The organism is Microbacterium terregens, from assembly GCF_039534975.1.
Lineage (GTDB): Bacteria > Actinomycetota > Actinomycetes > Actinomycetales > Microbacteriaceae > Microbacterium > Microbacterium terregens.
This window is the reverse complement of sequence record NZ_BAAAWH010000001.1, coordinates 1,701,403-1,725,457: the sequence shown is the minus strand read 5'-3', so window position 1 is coordinate 1,725,457 and position 24,055 is coordinate 1,701,403. Positions and strand designations below refer to the sequence as shown.

22 protein-coding genes are annotated in these 24,055 nt (G+C 68.1%); 1 reads left to right on the top strand and 21 read right to left on the bottom strand.

What is annotated here, in order from left to right:
* Positions 1 to 10: 10 nt before the first annotated feature.
* The 20 genes from dnaE to ABD655_RS07690 form a co-directional block, all read right to left on the bottom strand.
* Positions 11 to 3,481: a DNA polymerase III subunit alpha gene (dnaE, locus tag ABD655_RS07785; protein WP_378721525.1), complete on the bottom strand. Its 3,471-nt coding sequence runs from the start codon at positions 3,479 to 3,481 to the stop codon at positions 11 to 13.
* A 146-nt stretch (positions 3,482 to 3,627) separates the two neighbouring features.
* Complete coding sequence (locus tag ABD655_RS07780; RefSeq protein ID WP_344712956.1) at positions 3,628 to 4,548, bottom strand: RluA family pseudouridine synthase; 921 nt, start codon at positions 4,546 to 4,548, stop codon at positions 3,628 to 3,630.
* 1 nt (position 4,549) lies between these two features.
* The gene (gene lspA, locus ABD655_RS07775) at positions 4,550 to 5,224 is read right to left on the bottom strand and encodes a signal peptidase II (RefSeq protein ID WP_344712955.1); all 675 of its coding nucleotides are present in this window, start codon (positions 5,222 to 5,224) and stop codon (positions 4,550 to 4,552) included.
* Between the two features lie 9 nt (positions 5,225 to 5,233).
* Positions 5,234 to 5,830: a DivIVA domain-containing protein gene (locus ABD655_RS07770; RefSeq protein ID WP_344712953.1), complete on the bottom strand. Its 597-nt coding sequence runs from the start codon at positions 5,828 to 5,830 to the stop codon at positions 5,234 to 5,236.
* 96 nt (positions 5,831 to 5,926) lie between these two features.
* Positions 5,927 to 6,226 (bottom strand): YggT family protein, encoded by a 300-nt coding sequence (locus ABD655_RS07765; RefSeq protein WP_344712952.1) that lies wholly within the window; start codon positions 6,224 to 6,226, stop codon positions 5,927 to 5,929.
* A gap of 118 nt (positions 6,227 to 6,344) precedes the next feature.
* Entirely contained in the window at positions 6,345 to 6,803 is a 459-nt protein-coding gene (locus ABD655_RS07760; protein WP_344712951.1) for a cell division protein SepF, read from the bottom strand.
* A gap of 33 nt (positions 6,804 to 6,836) precedes the next feature.
* Complete coding sequence (locus tag ABD655_RS07755; RefSeq protein ID WP_344712949.1) at positions 6,837 to 7,520, bottom strand: YggS family pyridoxal phosphate-dependent enzyme; 684 nt, start codon at positions 7,518 to 7,520, stop codon at positions 6,837 to 6,839.
* A gap of 43 nt (positions 7,521 to 7,563) precedes the next feature.
* Positions 7,564 to 8,709: a cell division protein FtsZ gene (ftsZ, locus tag ABD655_RS07750; protein WP_344712948.1), complete on the bottom strand. Its 1,146-nt coding sequence runs from the start codon at positions 8,707 to 8,709 to the stop codon at positions 7,564 to 7,566.
* Between the two features lie 174 nt (positions 8,710 to 8,883).
* Positions 8,884 to 9,912 (bottom strand): cell division protein FtsQ/DivIB, encoded by a 1,029-nt coding sequence (locus ABD655_RS07745; protein WP_344712946.1) that lies wholly within the window; start codon positions 9,910 to 9,912, stop codon positions 8,884 to 8,886.
* A 5-nt stretch (positions 9,913 to 9,917) separates the two neighbouring features.
* Entirely contained in the window at positions 9,918 to 11,348 is a 1,431-nt protein-coding gene (gene murC, locus ABD655_RS07740; RefSeq protein ID WP_344712944.1) for a UDP-N-acetylmuramate--L-alanine ligase, read from the bottom strand.
* Between the two features lie 101 nt (positions 11,349 to 11,449).
* Positions 11,450 to 12,529 (bottom strand): UDP-N-acetylglucosamine--N-acetylmuramyl-(pentapeptide) pyrophosphoryl-undecaprenol N-acetylglucosamine transferase, encoded by a 1,080-nt coding sequence (locus tag ABD655_RS07735; protein WP_344712942.1) that lies wholly within the window; start codon positions 12,527 to 12,529, stop codon positions 11,450 to 11,452.
* Positions 12,530 to 12,567: 38 nt separating this feature from the next.
* The gene (ftsW, locus tag ABD655_RS07730) at positions 12,568 to 13,860 is read right to left on the bottom strand and encodes a putative lipid II flippase FtsW (RefSeq protein WP_378721396.1); all 1,293 of its coding nucleotides are present in this window, start codon (positions 13,858 to 13,860) and stop codon (positions 12,568 to 12,570) included.
* The gene (gene murD / locus ABD655_RS07725) at positions 13,799 to 15,361 is read right to left on the bottom strand and encodes a UDP-N-acetylmuramoyl-L-alanine--D-glutamate ligase (protein ID WP_344712940.1); all 1,563 of its coding nucleotides are present in this window, start codon (positions 15,359 to 15,361) and stop codon (positions 13,799 to 13,801) included. Before murD ends, ftsW begins: the two co-directional genes overlap by 62 nt.
* Entirely contained in the window at positions 15,358 to 16,458 is a 1,101-nt protein-coding gene (gene mraY, locus ABD655_RS07720; protein WP_344712937.1) for a phospho-N-acetylmuramoyl-pentapeptide-transferase, read from the bottom strand. The genes murD and mraY overlap by 4 nt, the downstream gene beginning before the upstream one ends.
* Positions 16,455 to 17,867 carry a UDP-N-acetylmuramoyl-tripeptide--D-alanyl-D-alanine ligase gene (locus ABD655_RS07715; protein ID WP_344712935.1) on the bottom strand — a complete coding sequence of 471 codons (1,413 nt, stop codon included), beginning with the start codon at positions 17,865 to 17,867 and terminating at the stop codon, positions 16,455 to 16,457. The genes mraY and ABD655_RS07715 overlap by 4 nt, the downstream gene beginning before the upstream one ends.
* Positions 17,868 to 17,910: 43 nt before the next feature.
* Complete coding sequence (locus tag ABD655_RS07710) at positions 17,911 to 19,695, bottom strand: peptidoglycan D,D-transpeptidase FtsI family protein (RefSeq protein WP_344712933.1); 1,785 nt, start codon at positions 19,693 to 19,695, stop codon at positions 17,911 to 17,913.
* Positions 19,696 to 19,699: 4 nt separating this feature from the next.
* Positions 19,700 to 20,284, bottom strand: a complete 585-nt coding sequence (gene ftsL, locus ABD655_RS07705; protein ID WP_344712932.1) for a cell division protein FtsL — start codon at positions 20,282 to 20,284, stop codon at positions 19,700 to 19,702.
* Complete coding sequence (rsmH, locus tag ABD655_RS07700; protein WP_344712930.1) at positions 20,281 to 21,234, bottom strand: 16S rRNA (cytosine(1402)-N(4))-methyltransferase RsmH; 954 nt, start codon at positions 21,232 to 21,234, stop codon at positions 20,281 to 20,283. Before rsmH ends, ftsL begins: the two co-directional genes overlap by 4 nt.
* 104 nt (positions 21,235 to 21,338) lie before the next feature.
* Positions 21,339 to 21,770 carry a division/cell wall cluster transcriptional repressor MraZ gene (gene mraZ / locus ABD655_RS07695; protein ID WP_257501797.1) on the bottom strand — a complete coding sequence of 144 codons (432 nt, stop codon included), beginning with the start codon at positions 21,768 to 21,770 and terminating at the stop codon, positions 21,339 to 21,341.
* A gap of 192 nt (positions 21,771 to 21,962) precedes the next feature.
* A complete protein-coding gene (locus ABD655_RS07690; protein WP_344712928.1) occupies positions 21,963 to 22,334 on the bottom strand; it encodes a DUF3040 domain-containing protein in 372 nt (123 codons plus the stop codon).
* A 65-nt stretch (positions 22,335 to 22,399) separates the two neighbouring features.
* Between ABD655_RS07690 and ABD655_RS07685 the strand changes: the two genes are divergently transcribed.
* The gene (locus ABD655_RS07685; protein WP_344712927.1) at positions 22,400 to 23,494 is read left to right on the top strand and encodes a polyprenyl synthetase family protein; all 1,095 of its coding nucleotides are present in this window, start codon (positions 22,400 to 22,402) and stop codon (positions 23,492 to 23,494) included.
* A gap of 14 nt (positions 23,495 to 23,508) precedes the next feature.
* Here the strand turns inward: ABD655_RS07685 and ABD655_RS07680 are convergent, their stop codons facing one another.
* Positions 23,509 to 23,859, bottom strand: a complete 351-nt coding sequence (locus ABD655_RS07680; protein ID WP_344712925.1) for an Rv2175c family DNA-binding protein — start codon at positions 23,857 to 23,859, stop codon at positions 23,509 to 23,511.
* Positions 23,860 to 24,055 lie beyond the last annotated feature (196 nt).

Below are 24,055 nucleotides of genomic sequence, written 5' to 3'. Positions count from 1 at the left end.
CGCTGAGGATTCAGCCGAGGCACTGCGGACCCAGAAGACCCTTCAATTCGCCGTAGAGATCCGCCGTCACCCGCACGGGGTGCGGCACGTCGAACACCTTCGCCGCGTTGCCTCTGTGCAGCCGGAGGGTCACCTCTGTGGAGCCTCGATGCCGATTCAGGACCTGCGCCAGCTCGAGAACGAGTCCCTCTGTGGCCCGGTGCTCGGGAATGACCAGGACGAGGGGGCCCGAAGCGTCCACCGAACCGAGGTCCGGCGAGACGGCCGAGACGGCGTGCAGATTGAGACCGTCGTCGCGACGGGAGATGCGGCCGCGGACGACGAGGATCGAATCGGCTTGCAGCATGGACTGGAACTCGGTGTAGGTCTTGCCCATGAACATCACCGTGACCTCGCCGTCGAAGTCCTCGACGGTGATCAGCCCATACGGGTTGCCGCTGGATTTGGCGACGCGATGCTGAACGCTGGTCACCAGGCCGGCGACGGTGACCTGCTCGCCGTCGGCCAGGTCCTCCGAGGCGAGAAGATCGTGGATACTGATGGACGCGTGCTTCGCGAGGGCGATCTCGAGTCCGGCAAGCGGGTGATCCGACACGTACAGCCCGAGCATCTCGCGCTCGAAGGCGAGTTTGTCCTTCTTCGTCCACTCCGGACGATCAGGGACCTTCGCCGGCATCGGCTCCTCGGTCTGGTCGTACAGGCTGTCGAAGTCGAATCCGATCGCACCGGTCGCGGCTTTGCGCTTGACTTCGACGGCCGCCTCCGCGGCATCCTCGTGGATCTCCATCAGCGCCCGGCGTGTCGCTCCGAGTGAGTCGAACGCACCGGCCTTGATCAGGGACTCGACCGTGCGCTTGTTCGCGACGTGGATCGGCACCTTCGTGAGGAAGTCGTGGAAGGAGGCGAACGGCTCGTCCTGGCGTGAGGACACGATGGAATCGACCACGTTCGTGCCGACGTTGCGGACGGCGCCCAGGCCGAAACGGATGTCCTCTTCGACGGCGGCGAAGTATCGGATCGAATGGCCGACGTCGGGAGGAAGAACCTTGATGCCCATACGGCGGCACTCGTTCAGATATACCGCGAGCTTGTCCTTGGCATCGCCGACGCTGGTCAGCAGCGCCGCCATGTACTCAGCGGGGTAATGCGCCTTGAGGTACGCCGTCCAGTAGGCGATGAGGCCGTAGGCGGCGGAGTGCGCCTTGTTGAACGCGTAGTCCGAGAACGGAAGCAGGATGTCCCAGAGCGTCTTGACCGCGGCATCCGAGTATCCGTTCGCGCGCATGCCCGCGTGGAAGCCCTCGTACTGCTTGTCCAGTTCGGACTTCTTCTTCTTTCCCATCGCGCGGCGCAGGATGTCCGCCTGGCCGAGGCTGAATCCGGCCACGCGCTGGGCGATCGCCATCACCTGCTCCTGATAGATGATCAGGCCGTAGCTGGTGTCGAGGATGTTCCCGAGGGGCTCTTCGAGTTCCGGGTGGATCGGTGTGATCGCCTGCTGGTTGGTCTTGCGCAACGCGTAGTTGATGTGCGAGTTCGCGCCCATGGGGCCGGGCCGGTAGAGCGCGATCACCGCCGAGATGTCTTCGAAGTTGTCGGGCTTCATCAGCCGCAGCAGGCTGCGCATCGGCCCGCCGTCGAGCTGGAACACCCCGAGCGTGTCACCGCGTGAGAGCAGCTCGTACGAGTCCGCGTCATCGAGGGCGAGATCCTCGAGCACGAGCGTCTCGCCACGGTTCGCGGCGATGTTATCCAGCGCGTCGTCGATGATCGTGAGGTTGCGCAGCCCGAGGAAGTCCATCTTGATGAGGCCGAGGGCCTCGCACGCCGGGTAGTCGAACTGCGTGACGATCTGCCCGTCCTGCTCCCGCTTCATGATCGGGATGATGTCGATCAGCGGCTCGCTGGACATGATGACGCCGGCGGCGTGCACGCCCCACTGTCTCTTGAGGTTCTCGATGCCCACGGCCGCGTCGAACACGGTCTTCGCCTCGGGGTCCGTCTCGATCAGTGCCCGGAATTCGGAGGCCTCTTTGAATCGAGGGTGCTTCGTGTCGAACATGCCCTCGAGTGGCATGTCCTTTCCCATCACGGCCGGCGGCATGGCTTTGGTGAGCCGCTCGCCCATGCTGAACGGGAAGCCGAGCACACGGCCTGCGTCCTTGAGCGCCTGCTTGGCCTTGATGGTGCCGTAGGTGACGATCTGAGCGACCCGCTCGTCGCCGTACTTCTGGGTGACGTACTGGATCACCTCGCCGCGGCGACGGTCGTCGAAGTCGATGTCGAAGTCGGGCATCGACACGCGGTCGGGGTTAAGGAACCGCTCGAAGAGCAATCCGTGCTGCAGCGGGTCGAGGTCGGTGATCCGCATCGCGTACGCGGCCATCGAACCGGCACCGGATCCGCGGCCGGGACCCACGCGGATGCGGTTCTCCTTCGCCCAGTTGATGAAGTCGGCGACGACCAGGAAGTACCCCGGGAAGCCCATCTGGACGATGACATCGGTCTCGAAGTCGGCCCGTGCACGCACCTCCGCGGAGATGCCAGCGGGATAGCGGACGTGAAGACCCCGCTCGACCTCCTTCACGAACCAGCTCTGCTCGGTCTCGCCCGCGGGGACCGGGTAGCGCGGCATGTAGTTCGCACTGGTGTCGAAGCTGACCTCGGCCCGCTCGGCGATCGCCAGTGTGTTGTCGCACGCCTCGGGGTTGTCGCGGAAGATGTGCCGCATCTGCGCCGGTGTCTTGAGGTAGAACTCCTCACCCTCGAATTTGAAGCGCTTGGGGTCGTCCAGGGTCGAACCGGACTGCACGCACAGGAGCGCCGCGTGGCTCTTCGCGTCGTGCTGATGCGTGTAGTGCAGGTCGTTGGTCGCGAGGAGCGGCAGATCGAGTTCCTTCGCCAGGCGCATCAGGTCGCTCATCGTGCGCCGCTCGATGTCGATCCCGTGATCCATGACCTCGGCGTAGAAGTTGTCCTTGCCGAAGATGTCTTGGAACTCGGCGGCCGCCGCCTTGGCCGCGTCGTATTGACCCAAGCGGAGCCGGGTCTGCACTTCGCCGCCGACGCAGCCCGTGGTGGCGATGACGCCCTTGGCATAGGTCTGGAGCAGTTCGCGGTCGATCCGCGGCTTGAAGTAGTACCCCTCGAGCGAAGCGTACGACGACATGCGGAACAGGTTGTGCAGACCCTCGTTGCTCTCCGCCAGCAGCGTCATGTGCGTGTACGCACCGGAGCCCGAGACGTCGTCGTCGTTCTGGTCGGGACTCCCCCACCGCACGCGCGCCTTGTCTGCTCGATGCGTCCCGGGCGTGACGTACGCCTCCATACCGATGATCGGCTTGATGCCGGCCTCGGTCGCGGTCTTGTAGAAGTCAAAGGCGCCGAACGTGTTCCCGTGGTCGGTGACGGCGATCGCCGGCATCCCCTGCTTGGTGGCTTCGTCGATCAGCGGTTTGACACGCGCCGCGCCATCGAGCATCGAGTATTCACTGTGCACATGAAGGTGAACGAAGGAATCTGCTGACACCTGTCGAGACTACCCGCGGCCACCGACGACCGGCCCCGAGCACGCCGCACTCGCGTCCGGAAGGAGGCGGCGTCTCACCCCGGACGCGCACCTCGCCGCTACTCGTCGCGGAGCACCTCGAGTGCGTGCGCGAGATCGTCCGGGTACTCGGATGTGAACGTCACCCAATCGCCGGTCGCAGGGTGCGCGAACGACAACTCCCGCGCGTGCAGCCACTGCCGGGTCAGGCCCAGCCGGGCGGCCAGGGTCGGATCGCTCCCGTAGAGCGGATCGCCGACGCACGGATGCCGGTGTGCGGCCATGTGAACGCGGATCTGGTGAGTTCTGCCGGTCTCCAGGTGGATCTCCAGCAACGCCGCGCGCGGAAACGCCTCCAGCGTCTCGTAGTGCGTGACCGAGTCTTTGCCGTCGGGTGTGACGGCGAACTTCCACGAATGCGAGGGATGCCGCCCGATGGGCGCGTCGATCGTCCCCGCCAGCGGATCGGGGTGTCCCTGCACCACGGTGTGATAGATCTTCTCGACCTCGCGCTCCTTGAAAGCGCGTTTGAGAGCGGTGTATGCACCCTCGGACTTCGCGACGACCATCAGCCCGCTCGTCCCGACGTCGAGCCGGTGGACGATGCCCTGCCGCTCGGCGGCTCCGGTCGTCGCGGTGTGGATGCCGCCGGCCGCGAGTGCTCCGAGCACCGTCGGGCCCTCCCAGCCGAGCGAGGGATGCGCGGCGACGCCCGTGGGCTTGTCGACGACGACGATGTCGTCGTCCTCGTACACGATCCCGAGGTCCGGCACGGCCAGTGCGACGACGCGCGGGCCTTCCTTCGGCGTCCACGACACCTCGAGCCACGAGCCCGCCCGCAGTCGATCCGACTTCGCCATCTCCCGGCCGTCCATCGCGACACCACCGGCCTCGGCCACTTCGGCGGCGAAGGTGCGCGAGAAGCCCAGCATCTTGGCCAGAGCGGCATCCACCCGCGTGCCGTCCAGCCCCTCCGGCACGGGGAGACTCCGGGACTCCATGTCAGCCGTCCGCGTCACGGCGTGGCTCGCGGGCCCGTGGCGCACCGGCATCCGGATCGGCCAGGGGAAATTCCTCGCCCTCGAATCCGACGACACCTCCACCGGGCGGGACTTCATCCCCTTCGCCGAGCAGCGTCTCGTCGTCCTTGCGCGCGTCGCGGGTGCCGTCCAGGTGCAGCCCGACGAGCACGAGGAGTGCCACGCCGATCATCATCGTCACGATGAAGATGTCGGCGACGTTGTAGATCGCCGGGTTCGTCCAGAACCACATCCACGGGGTGTTGATGAAGTCGATCACGTGACCGACCGCGAAGCCCGGCTCGCGGAACGTGCGATCGGTGAGATTGCCGAGCACTCCGCCGAGCAGGAGCCCCAGCACGACCGCCCACCACGGGGAGCGGACTCGTGTGACCGCCAGCCACACGATCACCGCGGCCACGGCCGCCAGAGCGATGGTGAAGATCCACGTGACGCCCTCGCCGAGCGAGAAGGCGGCACCGGGATTGCGCACCAGGTAGAAGCTCAGGAAGTCGCCCAGCACCTCGACCGCCTGCTGGGGCGGCAGGTTCTGAATCGCGAGGTACTTCGAGAACTGGTCGGCGGCCAGCACCAGCACCGCGAGAAGCGCGATGATGGTGCCGGCCGCCGCCTTGCGAAGGGGGGCTCGGCCTGTCAAAAGGCCGGCTTAGAGGCCGATGGCAGACACCGGGGTGGAACCCGACGTCGTGCCCGTGGTCTCGAGGTCGCGGAGCTTGCCCTCGATGTATCCGCGCAGCTGGGCGCGGTAGTCCCGCTCGAAGTTGCGCAGCTCGGTGATGCGGTTCTCGAGGATCGAGCGCTCCTTGTCGAGGCGGGCGATCTCTTCGCGACCCTTGGTCTCGGCATCCGAGACGATCGTCGCCGCCTGCGCCTGCGCGTCGGCGATGAGCTTGTCACGCTGGGCGATGCCCTCGGCGACGTGCTCGTCGTGGAGGCGCTGAGCGAGCTCGATGATGCCTGCGCTGGCGGCCGCGGGAGCAGTGCTGCCCTGACCGACCTCGATGACCTCGGCGACAGGAGCGGCGGGCGCCTGCTCGATGACCGCAACGGGGGCGGAAGGTGCCTCGGCACCGGATTCGTAGGCGGCGAGCTTGGCCCTCAGCTCGTCCGCTTCGGCGATGGACTTGCGCCACTCCACGACGATCTCGTCGAGGAAGTCGTCCACCTCATCGGGGTCGAAACCCTCCTTGAACCGGACGTGCTGAAACTGCTTGGTGACGACGTCATCGGGGGTCAATGCCATGGTGATTCCTCTTTCGAGCGTCTGGGCGCTAGCCGATGTCGGGGGCCGCTCCGCCGATCTGCGGCGTTCGTACAGGCAAGCATAGCCGCGCGGGAATTAGCCCGCGAGCGTCCGCGTCACCGCGAGCAGGACGAAGCAGAGCAGCATCGTGAGTGTGAAACCGAAGTCGATGCCGATTCCACCCACGCGAAGCGGCGGGATGAAACGGCGGAAGAGCTTGATCGGAGGGTCCGTGACTGTGTACACGAGCTCCGCAGCCACGAGGCCGGCGCCTGTCGGGCGCCATTCACGGTTGAAGAACGGTATCCAGTCGAGCACGAGCCGCACCAGCAGCACGAGCACATAGAGCAGGAGGACGCTGTTGAGGATCGTGGCGATCGCGCCAACGATATTCACAAGACGACTGTATCAGCGCCGCGACCAGCGGGCGCGCCAGCACACCGGGAGTGTGTGCTGGGCGTCAGCGCACCGGTGGTGTGCGCCGGAACCCCACACAGAGCCGAGCCCCACACCGCTACTGAGCGAACGGGACCGACTCCGGGTCGGCCTGCGCGACGGCGCCATCGCCGGATACGGCGACGTTCTCCGGCGAGAGCAGGAAGACTTTGCTCGTGACGCGCTCGATGCGGCCGTAGAGCCCCAGCGACAGGCCGCTCGCGAAGTCGATGAGACGTCGTGCGTCGGCGTCGCTCATCTGCGAGAGGTTGATGATCACCGGGATGCCCTCGCGGAAATTCTCGGCGATGACCTGCGCGTCTCGATACTGCTTCGGGTGCACCGTGAGGATCTCACTGATCGCTGCGGGGGTCACCTGGCGCACGACCGTCGGGCGATGCAGCGGCGTCACCGGGGCAGCCTTGTCGAGTGCGGTGACGGACTTGCGTCCCGTCGGCTGTGGATCGGGCTCGTCATAGACTTCTTCCTCGTCAGCAAGGCCCAGGTACACCATTGTCTTCTTCAGCGGGTTCGACATCGCATCCTCCGTGTGTGCTCGTCTGTTCTGAGGTTAACCGTGCACGGGCCTCGGGCCCGTGATTGCCGACCCGATCCGCAGGTGTGTCGCGCCTGCGGCGATCGCATCGGCGTAATCCGCCGTCATTCCGGCCGAGATCCAGGTCGCCGCGGGCACGATCGCGCGCACCCGATCGGCGTACCCGGACAGGCGGGCGAACGCCCGTGCGGGTTCCTCGCCCAGCGGAGCGACGGCCATCACTCCGCGCAGGCGGAGCGTGCGGCATCCGTCCACGTGCTCGGCGAGGCGTTCGAGGTCGGCGGGTGACACTCCCCCGCGCGCCGCGTCGTCGGTCAGGTTTACCTGCAGCAGCACGTCGAGCGCCGGGTCGCCATCGTCTCCCGCGGAGTCAAGAGCGTTCGCGATCTTCGCACGGTCCACGGAATGCACCACGGATGCCGCTGCTCGGATCGCCCTCGCCTTGTTCGTCTGCGCCTGCCCGATGAAGTGCCATCGCAGACCTTCGAGCTCGCCGACGCTCTGCGCCTTCTCGCTGAACTCCTGCTGACGGTTCTCGCCCACGTCTCGCACGCCGAGCGCGTACAGCTCCTGCACCAGCGACACCGGATGGAACTTCGTCACCACGATGCGCGTGATCGAGCCGGGATCGCGACCCGCCGCGAGGGCGGCGTCGGCGATCCCGGCGTCGACGTGCGCCAGCCGTTCCGCAAGAGTCAAGGTTCCCGGCCGTTCGACGATGGTGTGATCAAGCCCCGGAGGACTACTTCAGGAAATCGGGGATGTCGAGATCGTCGTCACCGAACGCCGAGTCGTAGCTGGTGTCCGGCACGGCGGCGCCCACCGGCACGGGCTCGCTCTCGCGCACCGGCTCCTTGGCCGCATCCACGGCGGGAGTCGCCGGGATCACGGGCGGGGGCAGCACGCGCGAGGAGGTGACCGGGTCGAGCCGCAGCGTCGGCTGGCCGTTGTCGAAGCCGGCGGCGATCACGGTGACGCGGACCTCGTCGCCGAGCGTGTCGTCGATGACCGTTCCGAAGATGATGTTCGCCTCGGGGTGCGCTGCTTCCTTGACCAGCTGCGCGGCATCGTTGATCTCGAAAATGCCGAGGTTGGACCCGCCCTGGATCGACAGCAGCACGCCGTGGGCGCCCTCGATGCTCGCCTCCAGCAGCGGGGACTCGACGGCGAGCTCAGCCGCCTTGATGGCGCGATCCGCCCCGCGAGCCGAACCGATTCCCATGAGCGCGGAACCCGCGCCCTGCATGACCGACTTGACGTCGGCGAAGTCGAGGTTGATCAGTCCCGGCGTGGTGATGAGGTCGGTGATGCCCTGGACACCGGCCAGGAGAACCTGGTCGGCCGTCGCGAACGCCTCGATCATGGAAATGCCGCGGTCGCTGATCTCCAGCAGCCGGTCGTTGGGCACGACGATGAGCGTGTCGACTTCTTCCTTCAGCTTGGCCACGCCGGTCTCGGCCTGGCTCTGGCGCCGACGGCCCTCGAACGAGAAGGGCTTCGTGACGACACCGATGGTCAGCGCGCCGATCGACTTCGCGATCTTCGCCACGACCGGGGCTCCGCCCGTGCCCGTGCCGCCGCCTTCACCGGCGGTGACGAAGACCATGTCGGCGCCCCGCAGCGCCTCCTCGATCTCCTCGGCATGATCTTCGGCCGCGCGCCGACCCACCTCGGGGTCGGCACCCGCGCCGAGTCCCCTCGTGAGCTCGCGACCGACGTCGAGCTTGACGTCCGCATCGCTCATCAGCAGCGCCTGCGCGTCGGTGTTGATCGCGATGAACTCGACACCGCGCAGACCGAGATCGATCATGCGGTTGACCGCGTTCACGCCGCCGCCGCCGACACCGACGACCTTGATCACCGCGAGGTAGTTCTGGTTCTGGCTCATGCCGGCCTCCGTCTGTGCTGCACCTGAAAGGAAAACCCTCAACCTCAAGTAGAGGTATAAAGAATTGCCCGGTATGCAATTCCCTTGGTCTGAAAGTAGGCGGCCCCCACCGCACCACTGGGAGCGTCGTGGGCGTGTCGCGGTATCCCGTGTCGAACCGGGCGAAAAGAAGCCTCAGCGCACCACGATCGCGCTGGGCGAGGACACGTCGTAGACGCTGACCGAGGCCGGCGGGCGCGCTGCCATCGTCGTCTCCAGCACGAGCGCCTTCAGCGCGGAGTCCTCGGCGCTCCCCCAGACGACCTGCGCGTTGGAGCCGCCGAGCGTGAGGGTGACATCGTCCGGGGTGGAGGCGGAGACGGCGGTCACCTGCACCAGGATCGAAGCCGGCAGCGACCGCATCACCTTGCCGATCGCCTCGAACGCCGGCGTGCCGGTGCCGCCCTCGACCGTGACCAGCGGGCGTCCGGGCGCGGGAGTCGTGGAGGTGGACAGCGCCACGCCCGCGGCATCCACCAGCGTGAAGCCGGCCCGCGTCTGGATGAGGCCGATCGGGGTGCGCTCGACGATGCGCACCACCAGCTCATGCGGGGGGCGGCCCTCGAGGGTGTAGGACTCTACGAGCGGGAACGCCACGAGCGCGGCCTTGACCGCGCTCTCGTCCACGAGGGGCAGCGGCGTCCCGATCTGCTCGGACAGGGCGGCCTCGACGGCCGGTGCGTCCAGCTGCTGGGCTCCGACGACGCGGATGTGCTCGACGGCGAACAGCGGGCTGTAGGCGGCACCCAGCGTCGCCAGGACGAGCAGGACGACGGATGCCGCGCCTCCGAGCCACAGCGCGCGTTTGCGCCGCTGCCGGCCGGTGAATCGGCGGATCTCGGCGCGCAGCGCCTTCCTGCGCGCGCGGGCTGCCGCCCAGACGTCCCGGATCCGCACGGGGGCGCCGTCGTCGGGACTCGTCGGTTCGTCCTCGGCGGCAACCGTCGTGGGAATCACGGCCGGTCGCTGCATCGACGTCGGCGCCGCCAGCGGGATGACCGGTGCGATCGCCCGTTCCTCCTCGGCCGGCTCGACGTGGGGTGTGTCCGCCTCGGTCTCCGCGGCCGTCGTCGGCGGCGCCGCATCGGGTCGGCGCGCCGGCGTGCGGTGGACGATCTCGGTCGATCCATCCACCGGAGGCGGGAGCGGCGTCGGCCGGCGCATGTCTGCTACTCCGCTCGACCGGAGGCCGCGTCGTCCGCGGAGGCCGGCGTCTGCGCCAGCGCATCAAGCACCTGCGGAATGATCTGGTAGACGTTGCCGCAGCCCAGCGTGATGACATAGTCGCCGTCCCGGGCGACGGTGGCCGTGTAGGCGGCCGCCTCCTGCCAGTCTGCGACGTAGTGCACATGCGCGGGATCGGCGAACGCGTCGGAGACCAGTTCGCCGGTCACGCCGGGGATCGGATCCTCGCGGGCGCCGAACACGTCCAGCATCACCGTGTGGTCGGCGTATTCCTCCAGCACCTCGGCGAACTCGCGGTACATCTGCTGCGTGCGCGAGTAGGTGTGCGGCTGCTGGATGGCGATGATCCGCCCGTCGCCGATCACGGAGCGCGCGGCGACGAGCGCTGCCGCGACCTCGGTCGGGTGGTGGGCGTAGTCGTCGAACACGCTGACGCCGCGAGCGACGCCGTGCAGCTCGAAACGGCGGATCGTCCCTTCGAATCCTTCGACGGCGCGCACGGATGACGTCAGGTCGTGCCCCAGCGTCAGCAGCACCGCCACCGCGCCTGCGGCGTTGATCGCGTTATGCGCCCCGGGAAGCGTCAAGCGGGCTCGCGCGGATGCGGCGCCGTGGCTGATCGTGAACGCCACCGGCCCGTCGGTGCGCAGGTCGGTGATGCGCACGTCGGCGCCCTCCGACTGGCCGAAGGTGAGGACGTGGGAGTGCGTGAGCCGGTCTGCGACGTTTCGGGCGCCCGCGTCGTCCGCGGAGATCACCACCGCCTCGCTCGCGCGGTTCGCGAACGTCGCGAAGGCATCGACGAACGCGTCGTCCGTGCCGTAGTGGTCGAGGTGGTCGGGGTCGACATTCGTGATCAGCGCGATCGAGGTGTCGTACAGGAGGAACGTCCCGTCGGACTCGTCCGCTTCGATGACGAACAGGTCATCGGATCCGGTGGCGCTGGAGGCCCCGAGCTGGGCGATCACGCCGCCGTTGACGAACGTCGGGCGCTCGGAAAGAGCCTGAAGGGCGGTGACGATCATGCCGGTCGAGGTCGTCTTGCCGTGCGCTCCTGCCACCGAGACGAGCCTGCGCCCGCCGATCAACCAGTGCAGAGCCTGCGAGCGATGGATGACCGGCATCCCCCGCTCCTTCGCCGTGACGAACTCGGGGTTCTCGGGCCAGATCGCACCGGTGTGGATGACGGTGTCGGCATCCCCGAGGTTGGCGGCATCGTGCCCCACGTGCACCGTCGCGCCGAGGTCGGCAAGCTCTCGCAGTGCCTGGCTCTCGGCGCGGTCCGAACCGGACACGCGGATGCCGCGGTCGAGGAACATCCGGGCGAGCCCTGACATGCCCGACCCACCGATGCCGATGAAATGCGCGGCTTCGATGCGCTCGGGAAGGGGAAGGCTGAGGTCGGGTCTGATCATGACTCGTTCATCCTAAGTTGGCTGCCTGAGGGGCGGCCGTCGGCGCGCTGGCCTCCCCTCGGCCCGGCCGATCATCGCTCGCATGCACACCCGATCGGGCGCTAAGGACGGCGGGCGAGCGCCTCGTCGATCAGAGCCACGACGTTCTCGGCGCCGTTGCGCGTGCCGACGGATGCCGCGGCATCCGTCATCGCCGTCCGTCGCGCCGCATCGGCCAGGAGCGGAATGATCTGTGCGCGGATCCGGTCGGCGGTGAACTCCCCGTCCGGGATCAGGACCGCCGCGCCGGCGCACACCGCGGATGCGGCATTGAGCGTCTGCTCCCCGTTGCCGACCGCGTAGGGCACGTAGACAGCCGGGATTCCGAGTGCGCTGATCTCGCTGACCGTGGCGGCGCCGGCGCGGGAGACGATCAGATCGCACAGCGCGAACGCCATGTCCATCCGGTCGACGTAGCGACGAACGGCGTAGCCGGCGGCGCCGGGGTCGGGCAGATCCGATCGCTCCCCCGTGACGTGGACCAGCTGCCAGCCGGCATCCAGCACGTCGCGCCAGGCGTCGGAGAATGCCTCGTTCAGGCGCTGCGCGCCGAGGGATCCGCCGAACACGAGAAGGGTCGGCCGCACCGGGTCGAGCCCGAAGTGCGCTGCCGCCTCGGCGCGCAGCGCGGCACGATCGAGGTCGACGATCTCGCGGCGCAGGGGCATCCCGACGACACGGCCGCCCTTGAGCCGCGTGCCTTCGAACGCGACGCCGACCGCGGCCGCGCGGCGAGCCCCGAGCACGTTGGCCATGCCGGGCTTCGCATTGGCCTCATGGACGACGACGGGCACGCGGGCGTTGCGCGCCGCGACGTAGGCGGGTGCGGACGCGTAGCCTCCGAAACCCACGACCACATCGACACCGTGTTCGCGGATGTGCGAGCGGACCTGCGCGATCGCTCCGCGGAAGCGCAGCGGGAAGGTGGCGGCGGCTCGGTCGGGGCGGCGGGGGAAGGGCACCTTGTCCACGAGCAGCAGATCGTAGCCGCGTTCCGGGACCAGGCGCGCCTCCAGGCCCTCGCGGGTGCCGAGCACGAGGATGCGGTCGCCGGAGTTGCGGGCTCGGAGGGCATCGGCCACCGCCAACAGCGGGTTGACGTGCCCGGCAGTGCCACCACCGGCAAGAAGGTACGTCGTCACCGGGCAAGTTTACCCGTCGGCAGATGCCGGAACCCCGGTCACCGCGCGCGAGCAGGGGCGGCGGCGCGTTGCCGGCGCGCGGCCGCGCGTTCGATGGCAGCCTGCCGCCGGGCCTCCGCCGCGGGCAGGGTGCGCGCGAACGAGAGCAGCACGCCCGAGGCCAGGAGCACCGACACGAGGGATGTGCCGCCCTGCGACATGAAGGGCAGCGGCACGCCGAGCACCGGGAACACCCGCAGCACGACGCCGATGTTGATCAGCGCCTGACCGACGATCCACACCGTGATGGCGCCCGAGACGATCCGCACGAAGGGGTCGTCCGTCTTGCGGATGACGTGGAAGGCGCCGACCGCGAAGAGCGCGAAGAGGGCCAGGACGACCGCGCAGCCGATAAGGCCGAGCTCCTCGCCGACGATCGCGAAGATGTAGTCGTTGGCCGCCGCCGGCAGCCAGTCGTACTTCTCCTTGGAGTTGCCCAGACCCAAGCCGAAGACGCCGCCACCCGCCAGCCCCCAGATGCCGTGCAGCGGTTGGTAGCAGCTGTTGAAGTAGTCCGCGAGGCAATCGGGGTCCAGGAAGCTCATGATGCGCCGCATGCGGTCGGGACTGGTCACGGCGAGGGCTGCGACGGCTCCGACCGAGACGATCAGAGGCAGGATGAAGATCCGCAGCTTGACGCCGGAGAAGAACAGCGCCCCGAGCAGGATCAGGACCAGGATCATCGCGGTGCCGAGGTCGCTGCCGGCGAGGACCGTCGCGATCACGAGGGCGCCGACCGGGACGACCGGAATGAAGACGTGGCGCCACAGCCCGAGCAGCGTCCGCTTGCGGAACAGCACGTAGCCCATCCAGAGGGCGAGTCCGAGCTTGAGGAACTCCGCGGGCTGGAACTGGATGCCCGCGATCATGATCCAGTTGCGGTTGCCGTTGGCTTCGACACCCAGACCGGGCACGAAGACGAGCAGCTGGAACAGGACGGCGCCGATGAGGGCCGGCCAGGCCGCGCGCTTCCAGAAGCTGATCGGCAGGCGGCTCGCGATGAACATCATCGGGATGCCGATCACCGCGAACACGGCCTGCTTGATCGCCGCTTCGTACGGGGGGTCGCCCGCGGCGGTCGCGGTCGCCGAGGTGGCAGACAGCACCATCACCAGGCCGAAGCCGGTCAGCAGCAGCGCGGTAGAGGCGATCAGCAGGAATTCGCTCGGGACGGGAGCGAACACCCGGCCGAGGGACACCCGGGCCGCAAGTCCGCGGCGTGCGGGCTGGTCAGGCTCGATCTGCGGAGGGCGGGTCTGCTGCGGGGTCGGTCTGGGAGTCGTGGTCGTCACCGCTGCCCCTTCCGATCCGCTCTCTCACCGCGGCGGCGAATCGACGGCCACGGTCGGCGTAGGAGCTGAACTGGTCGAAGGATGCCGCGGCGGGGGCGAGCAGTACGACGTCCCCGGCACGAGCGATCCCGGCCGCCAGTTCGACAACCTGCGCCATGATCTCTTCAGTCTCATCGGGGTCCACCTCGAACAGGGGAACTGCGGGCGCGTGTCGCGAGAACGCCGCGACCACGGCCGTCCGGTCCGCGCCGATGACGATCGCGGCCTTCGCGCCGCCACCGCGCGCGGTGACGAGCTCGGAGATGTCCACACCCTTCAGCATCCCCCCGACGACCCAGACCGCGCCGGGGTACGCAGCGAGGGAGGATGCCGCGGCGTGCGGATTCGTCGCCTTCGAGTCATCGACCCAGGTCACCCCCTCCACCACCTCGACGACCTCGATGCGGTGCGGGTCGAGGCGGAATCCGCGCAGCGATTCGCGGATCGCTGCCGGGGAGACATCCAGAGACCGGGCCAACGCACCGGCAGCGAGGATGTCGGCGACGAGGTGCGGGGCCGCCAGGCCGTCCGCCGCGAGCTCGGCCACGGTGGTCAGCTCGAGCGCGCTCGTGTGCCGGTCGGCCAGGAAGGCGCGATCGATGAGGATCCCGTCCACCACGCCCAGATCGCTCGGCCCGGGCACACCGAGATCAAACCCGATCGCGCGTGCGCCCTCGACCACCTCGGCGTCCTCGACCATCGCTCGCGTCGCGGCATCCGCCTTGTTGTACACGCACGCCACGCGGGTGTGATCGTAGACGTGCGCCTTGGCATCGCGGTACGCCTCGGCCGATCCGTGCCATTCGAGGTGGTCGTCGGCCAGGTTCAGGCAGACGCTGGCGTAGGGCGAGACGGGGTCGGGGCCGGTCTGCAGCCCCAGGTACCAGAGCTGGTGGCTGGAGAGCTCCACGACCAGCACGTCGAAACCGGCCGGGTCGCGCACGGCGTCCAGCACGGGGGTGCCGATGTTGCCGACGGGGGCGGCACGCAGCCCGCCCTCGACCATCATGGTGGCAGCCAGCCGTGTCGTGGTCGTCTTCCCGTTCGTCCCGGTGATCAGAACCCACTCGGCAGGGCTGCCGTCGGGGCGCGGCACCTTGTCGCGCACGCGCCAGGCGAGTTCGATGTCGCCCCACAGGGCGATGCCGGACGCGCGCGCCCACTCGATCACCGCATGACGCGGCGCGAACCCGGGAGACGCGACGACCACCTCGGGAGCGAACGCGATGAGCTCATCGGGGACGCCGTCGAGCGGACCGACCCATGACCTGACGCCGATGACCGGCAGCAGGCGCTCGTACTCCGGGTCGGCGGACTCCGAGACGACGAGGACGTCGGCGCCCAGTTCGGCCAGGGTGTCGGCGACCGAGAATCCCGTGACCGACAGTCCGAGCACGGCGACGCGCAGACCCTTCCAGTCGGCACGCCAACTGGTGAGGGCATCCAGCCGAGGCGTGCTCATGCGCGCGAGAGCCATTCGACGTAGAAAAGTCCGACGGCGGAGATGGCCAGCATCCCCGAGATGATCCACATGCGCACGACGATCGTGATCTCGGGCCATCCGCGCATCTCGAGGTGATGGTGGAACGGGCTCATCAGGAACAGACGCTTGCCGCGGGTGAGTTTGAAGTACAGGCGCTGGGCGATGACCGAGCCGGAGGCGAGGGCGTAGGCGCCTGCGACCAGGACCAGCAGGATCTCGGTGCGGGTGAGGATCGCCATCGCCGCGACGACGCCGCCGATTCCCATCGACCCGACATCTCCCATGAAGATGCTCGCCTTCGGCGCGTTCCACCACAGGAACCCGATCAGGGCGCCCGCGAACGCGGCAGCGACGATCGCCAGGTCCAGCGGATCTCGTGTGGGGTAGCACGCGCTCAGGAATTCCGGCCCGCCCGTGCAGACCTGCTGGAACTGCCAGAAGGCGATCAGGCTGTAGGCGCCGACCATGAAGATGCCCGCGCCCGCGGCAAGGCCGTCCAACCCGTCCGCCACATTGGCGCTGTTGGATGCCGCGACCCCGATGAAGGAGATCCATGCCAGGTAGAGCAGCCAGCCGAGGATGGGCCCGAGCGCCATGAACGAGAGCGCTTGGACGTCGCGGAACACCGACACGTATGCCGCGGCAGGCGTCTGGCCGACTCTGTTGGGGAAGTTCAGCGCGATGATCGCGAAGGGCACGAGGACGATGACCTGACCGACGACCTTCCGCCAGCCGCTGAGGCCGAGGCTGCGCTGGCGGTGCACCTTCATGTAATCGTCGATGAACCCGACGGCGCCGAGTCCGACCATGAGCCAGAGCACCAGGAGCCCGGACACCGTGGGCGGATTGTTCCCCGTCCACGTGCCGACGAGGTAGCCGACGATCGTGCCGACGATGAAGATCGTGCCGCCCATGGTCGGCGTGCCGCGCTTCTCGCCATGACTGGGGTTGTGGACGTTCTCGGGGGTCCGGATCACCTGACCCCAGCCCCACTTGCGGAAGAGCCGGATGAAGACCGGCGTCAGGAAGAGACTGAATGCCAGGGAGATCGCCGCCGCCGTCAGAAGTGATCTCACGAGAACGATTCTCCCAGACGATCGCCCAGGAACCGCAGACCTGCCGCGTTCGAGGACTTCACCAGGACGCGGTCTCCGTCGCGCAACTCGCCGAGGAGATACTCGTACGCCTCGTCGTCGGTGGCGAAGAACACGGCCTCCGCGTCCCACGAGCCCTGCGCAATGGCCTCGAGGTACATGCGGCGCGCTGCGGTGCCGACCACGACGATGCGCTGGATGCCGAGGCGAACGGCGAGCAGTCCGATGCGGTCGTGCTCGTCGTCCGCGTATTCGCCCAGTTCGTTCATCGCGCCGAGAACCGCAACGGTGCGCTCTGTGGGACCGGTGATCTGTGCGAGGGTGCGCAGCGCCGCGGACATCGAGTCGGGGCTGGCGTTGTACGCGTCGTTGATGATGCGCACACGGTCCGAGCCGAGGGGCTGCATCCGCCACCGTTCGGCCAGCTCCACCGTCTCCAGGCGCGCGATGCAGTCCACGAGCGACACACCCAGGGCGGTGGCTGCCGCGATCGCGGCGAGGGCGTTCATGACGTGATGCTCCCCCAGGACGCGCAGGTGCAACGGCGCCGAGACCCCGTCGGCGGTGATCACGGAGCGGGTGCCGTCGCCGGCGACCTGGACGTCATCCGCCCGGACGTCCGCGCCGGGGCCGCGACCGAACCAGCGCACCGAGGCGGAGCGCTCGGCGGCGATCGGTGCCATCGCCGCCACGCGTGGGTCGTCGGCGTTGAGCACCGTCAAACCGCCGGGACGAATCGCCCGAACCAGTTCGGATTTGGCTTCGAACGTCGCTTCTATCCCGCCGAATCCACCGGCGTGGGCCATGCCGACCATCAGGACGACGCCGACATCCGGCTCCACCAACCCGGCGAGCCGGGCGATCTCTCCCGGCGCGCTGGCGCCGAACTCGCTGACGAGGAATCGTGTGGACTCCGTGACGCGCAGCATCGTCAGGGGCGCGCCGACCTCGTTGTTGAACGATGCGCGGGGCGCGACGGTCTCGCCCTCGTCCTCGAGGATGCGGGCGAGCAGGTTCTTGGTGGTGGTCTTGCCGTTCGAGCCGGTGATCCCGACGATCCGGAGGGCGCCGGCATCCCGCACCTGCGCAACGACATGACGTGCCAGGTCTGCCAGCGCGCCGATGGCGTCGGGGACGACGACCTGGCTGACCGGCGCGTCCACGAGGCGCTCCACGATCGCGACAACGGCACCGCGCTCGACGGCAGCACCGACGAACAGGTGGCCGTCGGTGACCTCACCCGGCTTGGCGACGAAGATGCCGCCGGGCTGGATGAGGCGCGAATCCGTGTCGACGTCGCCGGACACGACCGCGTCCGACGCGATGCCGGGGGCGAGTTCGAGCCGTCCGTTCAGGACGCGGGCCAGCTGAGCAAGAGTGAGGGCGATCATCGATTCTCCGGCCGGAAGGGATGCCGCTCGTGTGCCGGCAACGTCAGCCGAACTTCGGAAGCAGCGTCGCCGCCGTCGTTGCGGGCATCACCCGGTAAGTCTTCAGGACCTGCGTCATGGCCTTCTGGAACGCGGGGGCGTTGGCCGCAGACGATGTTACCTTGGTCGGCTCGTCGAGGGTGACGACGACGATGTACTTCGGGTCATCGGCCGGTGCGAAGCCGATCATCGTCGTGAAGTACGCGCCCGCCTTGTAACCGCCGTTGCCGTCGGACTTCTCGCCGGTACCGGTCTTGACCGCGAGGCGGTAGCCGGGCACTTCGATCTGCTTCGCGTAGTTGGCCTGGATCGCGACGTTCTCGAGGATCTCGCGGGTCTGCGCGGCGGCCTGCTCGCTGATCACGCGCGTGGGTTCCGGCAGGGTGGGCTCGACCACGGTGCCATCCGGCCTCAGGCATGACTCGACGAGCGAGAGCGGCATCCGAAGTCCGTCGTTGGCGATCGCGTCGTACGCGCCGACGAGCTCCGGCACGGTCGTGGTCAGTCCCTGACCGAACGCGGTGTTGTACGTCGTCTGGTTGTCCCATTCGGCGGCCGGCCGCAGCCAGCCGCTCTGCTCGCCCTCGAATCCCACGGCGCTGCCCGCGCCGATGCCGAACCTCTTGAGGTAGTCGAAGCGGGTGGCCGAATCGACGCGCTCGCTGAATTTGGAGATGCCCGCGTTCGAGGAATCGATGAGCACGCCGGCGAGCGTGTACGTGTATGCCTCGTGGTTGAACGCATCGCTCACGCGCGCGCCGTTCGCGAAGGTCTCACGACTGGAGGCGACCACCGTCGAGGTCGGAGTCTGGCCGCCTGCGTCCAGGACGGTCGCGGCGGTGAGGGCCTTGAAGGTCGATCCGGGCTCGAAGAAGTTGCGGAACAGGCGGCTGCCGCGGTCGGCGTCCGCGGACGCGTCGACGTTGTTGGGGTCGACGGTCGGGTACTCGGCGACGGCCCGGATCTTGCCGGTCTCCGCCTCGACGACCATGATCGAGCCGCTCTGGGCGACCATGTCCTGCACCTGCTCGGCGATCAGCTGCTGCAGGTACCAGGACAGGTCGCGGTTGATCGTCAGCTGGAGTGTCCCGCCGTTGATCGCCGGCTGCTCGAGCTCGGTCCCCGGGATCACGACCCCGTCCTTGCCCTTCTGGAACGACAGAGCGCCGTTCGTGGCGAGCAGGCAGTCGTTCTGGCTCTTCTCGATGCCGGCGAGAGGCTCGGCATCGATGCCCATGAACCCGACGAGGTTGCCGCCGACTGCCCCGTCCGGGTATGTGCGGGCCGGGTGCGAGTCGAACGTGAGGAACGGCGCGCCGATGTCGACCAGCGCCCGGTACTGCTCAGTGGTCAGCCCACGCTGAAGGTATGCGAACTGCGAGTCCGGGTCTTCTGCGCGTGCGTCGGCGACGATCTTCTGCACGTCCTGCGCCGTCTGCCCTGTGATCGCGGCGATCTCACCGGCGATCTGGGACCACGGCACTTGGACGCGTTCGCCGTCGTCGTCCGTGCGGGTGAGCGGTCCGACGTTCTTCGGATCCAGCACTCCGTCGTAGAGCAGGATGCTGCCGGCCAGGGTCTGCCCGGTCTCGTCCACGATCTCGCCCCGTGTGCCGTACAGGGTGCGGGAGGCGCCCAGCGCGACCTTCATCGAGTCCGCGATGTGGGTATCGGCGTTGACCACCTGGATGTCGACCAGCCGGATGATGAAACCGGACAGTACCGCGAGCACGACGGCGAGTGCGATCACCGTGCGACGCCGAGGGCTTCGGGTGCTTCTCGTGGTCATGTGATCAGTGTGTGCTCGGGGTGGGCAGTCCGTCGGTCAGCGGCGGCGGAGTGTTCGAGACTCCGCCGTCGGTGACCACGACCTCGGGCTCCACGGGCGCGCCCTCGATCGTGGCGCCCGGGGCGGTCACGAGCGGAGTGTCCGTGATGAGGGCATTCGGGACGGCGGCGCGGCCGATGGCATCGACCGAGGAGGCGCCGAGCGAGACCTGACCGGCTCCCAGGAGCGCGCCGTCACTGAGTCTGAGATAGCTCGGCGACTCGTTGATGACCATCCCGAGAGCGGAGGCATTGGCCGCCAGATACTGCGGGGAGCTGAGGCCGGCCACGTCGTCGAAGAGGATCTGCTTGTGCCAGGTGAGCTCGCGGGACTCCTGCGCCAGGGTGGACAGTTCGTAGGAACTCTGTGTCGTGAGGATCGACAGCGCCATCTGTGCGGTGCCGATGCTGAGCGCCCCGACAAGCGCCACGATGCCGTAGATCAGCTTCGGACGGCGGCGGCGGGAAGGCTCTTCGACGACCCGCAGTCGCCGGTTCGGTGAATCGACGGGAGTGGGAGCGACGACCGCGGCCTGTGGGAGAGCGCTCATTCGGCATCCCTCAATCGCTCGGCAGCGCGCAGCCGCACCGGCGTAGCGCGGGGGTTGCGCTCACGCTCTGCTTCGGACGCGAGCTCGGCGCCCCTCACCAGAAGGCGGAAGCGGGGCGCGTGCTCGGGCAGTTCCACGGGCAGTCCCGCGGGCGAGGTCGAGGCCGCCGCGGCTGTGAGGGCGCGCTTGACCAGACGGTCCTCGAGGGACTGGTAGGACAGCACGACGATGCGGCCGCCGACCGGCAGGATCTCCAGTGCCGCGGGAACGGCACGCTCCAGAACGGTGAGCTCGCCGTTGACCTCGATGCGCAGAGCCTGGAACACCCGCTTCGCCGGGTGACCGGTGCGCTGGGCCGCGTACGGCGTGGCCGCGATGAGGATGTCCACGAGCTGCCCGGACCGTTCGATCGGGGCGCTCTCGCGCGCCTTGATGATCGCCCGGGCGTACCGCCCGGAGAGCTTCTCTTCGCCGTATCGCTCGAAGATGCGGCGCAGTTCGCCTTCGCTGTAGGTGGCGAGGACGTAGGCCGCCATCGGGCCGCTCGTCTGGTCCATCCTCATGTCCAGCGGGGCGTCCTTCGAGTACGCGAAGCCGCGATCGGCCACATCCAGCTGCATCGAGGAAACACCGAGGTCGAAGAGGATGCCGTCCGCGGCGTCGAATCCGGCCGACTCGACAGCGGCCGCGATGCCGTCGTACACGGTGTGCACGAGGGTGATGCGGTCGGCGAAGCGCTCGAGGCGCTCCCCTGCGATCTTCAGCGCGTCCAGGTCGCGGTCAAGCCCGACCAGGTGGATGCCGGGGAACCGCTCAAGGAAGGCCTCCGAGTGTCCGCCCATGCCCAGCGTGGCGTCGACGAAGACGGCGCCGTCCCGCTCGAGGGCAGGCGCGAGCAGCTCGATGCATCGGTCGAGCATCACCGGGGTGTGGATGTCGCGCAGGTTCATGGTGTTCAGGACCCTGGTCCCCAGATCCTGATCCCCATCCGCTCTGACCTGACACCGGGGAAGTGTGTCAGGGGCGTGAGCGGCTGGGAGTCAGGGTCGGGGGCTCAGAACAGGCCCGGGATCACCTCCTGCTCGAGTTCGGCATAGCTGGATTCGTTGCCCTCGGCGTACGCGTTCCAGGAGTCGGCGTTCCAGATCTCCGCATGCGCGCCTACGCCGGTGACGACGAGGTCCTTCTCGAGCCCGGCGTAGGCGCGCAGCGAAGGGGGGATCGTGATGCGGTTCTGTCCGTCGGGCTTCTCGGCGCTCGCGCCGGACAGGAACATGCGCAGAAAGTCGCGGGCTTGCTTGTTCGACAGCGGTGTCTCGCGGATGCGCTCGTGGATCCGCTCGAACTCGTCAGAGCTGAAGACGTAGAGGCACCGCTCCTGGCCGCGGGTGATGACGATGCCGTCGCCCAGATCGTCCCGGAACTTCGCCGGCAGGATGACGCGGCCCTTGTCGTCGAGCTTGGGAGTGTGCGTGCCCAAAAGCATCAGTGCACCACCCCCTTCGTCCGGCCCCCGCGAGGTTGGTCACCACTTTACTCCACTTCCCTCCACTTTGTCACTCGATCCCGGCAGAACGAACCCCTTTTGCTCCCCCGGGCCCGTCGACGGACGTCCACAGCGCAAAACAAAAGCACCGACCCGCAGGTCGGTGCTTGGCGTTTCGTCACTGGTGACGGATCAGGACCCCCCTTGCCGCCGGTCCCACCGCTCGTTCATGCGATCCATGAACGAGGAGTTGGCACGCGGCTTCGATGCCGGCCGCGCCGACGCATCCATCGGAGCGCGCGCGAGGCCGCGGGTCGGCGTGACCGCGAGGACCACACCCCCCAGCATCACCACGAAACCGATGACGCCGACGACGATCAGCTGCGTCGACACCCCCACGACGAGTGCGCCCAGACCGACGAGAACGAGAATCGTGCCGTACACGATATTGCGGTAACTCAAGGTGCGGCCGTCGCGGGGCGCGCTGACCACATCGGCGTCATTTCGCATGAGATGGCGTTCCATCTCGTCGAGCAGACGCTGCTCCTGTTCGGAGAGTGGCATGCATCCCCCTCTGCTTGCTCGGACGCGTTGATTCTACGCGACCCCTCGATCACTAGGCTAGGCCCGTGTCACCCTCCCCGGATGCCGTTGAAGCGGTTTCCCAGCGTCTGAACATATTCCTCTCGGCCCAGGCGAGATCTGCCGTCGATCTCGGCCCAGAGGCCGAGCTCGTCGTGCGTGCCGGAGCTTCCGCGCTCGACGGCGGCAAGCGCCTGCGCGGACGGTTCTGCGTCGCCGGGTGGAGGGCAGTGGAGGATGCGTCCAGCGCGTCCGCGGTGCCGGGCGCCGACGTGGTCGCGGCGGCCGCCTCGCTCGAGGTGTTCCATGCCGCCGCGCTGGTGCACGACGACGTCATCGACAACTCCGACACGCGTCGCGGCCGCCCTGCCGCCCATCGCGCGCTGGAGGCTTCGCACCGCACGCAGGGATGGGTCGGGGATGCCGCTGCCTTCGGCCGATCCGGCGCCATCCTGCTCGGAGATCTCCTGGTGGCCTGGAGCGACGATCTGTTCGAGGAGGGACTGCTCGAGGCAGCGCCTGTCCGTGCCGCGTCCGCACGCCGGGAGTACGCGAAGATGCGCCGCGAGGTGACGATCGGCCAGTTCCTGGACATCGCCGAAGAGTCCGCGTACGCCACCGAACCCGGCGAGCGTCACGCCGAGAGGGCGCTGCGTGTCGCGTCCCTCAAATCCGCCCGGTACAGCATCCAGCAGCCCCTCCTGATCGGCGCGGCGCTCGCCGGCGCCGATGACGCCCAGCAGGCCGCCCTGGCCGCGTTCGGGCACCCGGTCGGGATGGCGTTCCAGCTGCGCGACGATGTCCTCGGTGTCTTCGGCGATCAGGCTGCCACGGGCAAGCCCTCGGGCGACGACCTGCGAGAAGGAAAGCGGACCGTGCTGGTGGCCTTCGCGCGCGAGCGGCTCGCTCCCCCGGCGCGGCGGATCGTCGACGAACTCATCGGCGATCCAGAGCTGGACGCCGCGCAGATCGCATCTTTACAGCGGACCATCATCGAGACGGGAGCGCTCGACCGCGTCGAGCAGCTGATCTCCGACTACTCGCGCGAGGCCGAGCGGGCGCTGTCCGGCGCACGTCTGGGCAACGCGGCCGTCGGCGAACTGCGCGATCTCGCGCGTGCCGCGACGATCCGCACGACCTGAGGGACGAGCTCGGCTCAGCCGATCGATTGGGCGACGCGACGGACTTCGCTCTTACGTCCGGCGCGCAGAGCCTCGATCGGGGGGATGCCGATCGATTCCTCCGAGGTCAGCAGCCAGTCGATCGCCTCGTCGTCGGTGAAGCCGGCGTCGTGCAGCACGAAGAGCGTGCCGCGCAGCGACCCGATCGGCTCCCCGTCCTGAATGAACACGGCAGGGACTTTCAGCCCTCCGTGCCGGCGCGAGCCGACCAGATGCAGCTCGTCGAGCAGCCGCCGCACGCGGCCCAGCGGTTCGCCGAGCACCTCGGTCAGGTCGGCAAGAGTCAGCCATTCGGCTTCTATCTGGGGCGTGGCGTCAGGTGTCACTCAGCAACTATCTCATTCCTGCGCCGGTCCTCGGCAAGCCCTCGGTCTCATCGATTGGAATCACTTCTGTCACATCAGAATCAACAGCCACTCCTATACCTCTAGTTGACACGAATTCACTTCCGTGACACGGTTTTCGGAGTCTATAGAGGGGGGTTCGCTTGCGACCCGACATCCGCTCAGCCCGAGCTCAGAC

Excerpts from the sequence above, each read along its gene's own strand:
- dnaE (WP_378721525.1), bottom strand. The coding sequence starts at position 3,481 with ATGCTCGATGGCGCGGCGCGTGTCAAACCGCTGATCGACGAAGCCACC.
- ABD655_RS07780 (WP_344712956.1), bottom strand. The coding sequence starts at position 4,548 with ATGGAGTCCCGGAGTCTCCCCGTGCCGGAGGGGCTGGACGGCACGCGG.
- ABD655_RS07770 (WP_344712953.1), bottom strand. The coding sequence starts at position 5,830 with ATGGCATTGACCCCCGATGACGTCGTCACCAAGCAGTTTCAGCACGTC.
- ABD655_RS07760 (WP_344712951.1), bottom strand. The coding sequence starts at position 6,803 with ATGTCGAACCCGCTGAAGAAGACAATGGTGTACCTGGGCCTTGCTGAC.
- ftsZ (WP_344712948.1), bottom strand. The coding sequence starts at position 8,709 with ATGAGCCAGAACCAGAACTACCTCGCGGTGATCAAGGTCGTCGGTGTC.
- ABD655_RS07745 (WP_344712946.1), bottom strand. The coding sequence starts at position 9,912 with ATGCGCCGGCCGACGCCGCTCCCGCCTCCGGTGGATGGATCGACCGAG.
- murC (WP_344712944.1), bottom strand. The coding sequence starts at position 11,348 with ATGATCAGACCCGACCTCAGCCTTCCCCTTCCCGAGCGCATCGAAGCC.
- murD (WP_344712940.1), bottom strand. The coding sequence starts at position 15,361 with ATGAGCACGCCTCGGCTGGATGCCCTCACCAGTTGGCGTGCCGACTGG.
- ABD655_RS07715 (WP_344712935.1), bottom strand. The coding sequence starts at position 17,867 with ATGATCGCCCTCACTCTTGCTCAGCTGGCCCGCGTCCTGAACGGACGG.
- ABD655_RS07710 (WP_344712933.1), bottom strand. The coding sequence starts at position 19,695 with ATGACCACGAGAAGCACCCGAAGCCCTCGGCGTCGCACGGTGATCGCA.
- ftsL (WP_344712932.1), bottom strand. The coding sequence starts at position 20,284 with ATGAGCGCTCTCCCACAGGCCGCGGTCGTCGCTCCCACTCCCGTCGAT.
- rsmH (WP_344712930.1), bottom strand. The coding sequence starts at position 21,234 with ATGAACCTGCGCGACATCCACACCCCGGTGATGCTCGACCGATGCATC.
- mraZ (WP_257501797.1), bottom strand. The coding sequence starts at position 21,770 with ATGCTTTTGGGCACGCACACTCCCAAGCTCGACGACAAGGGCCGCGTC.
- ABD655_RS07690 (WP_344712928.1), bottom strand. The coding sequence starts at position 22,334 with ATGCCACTCTCCGAACAGGAGCAGCGTCTGCTCGACGAGATGGAACGC.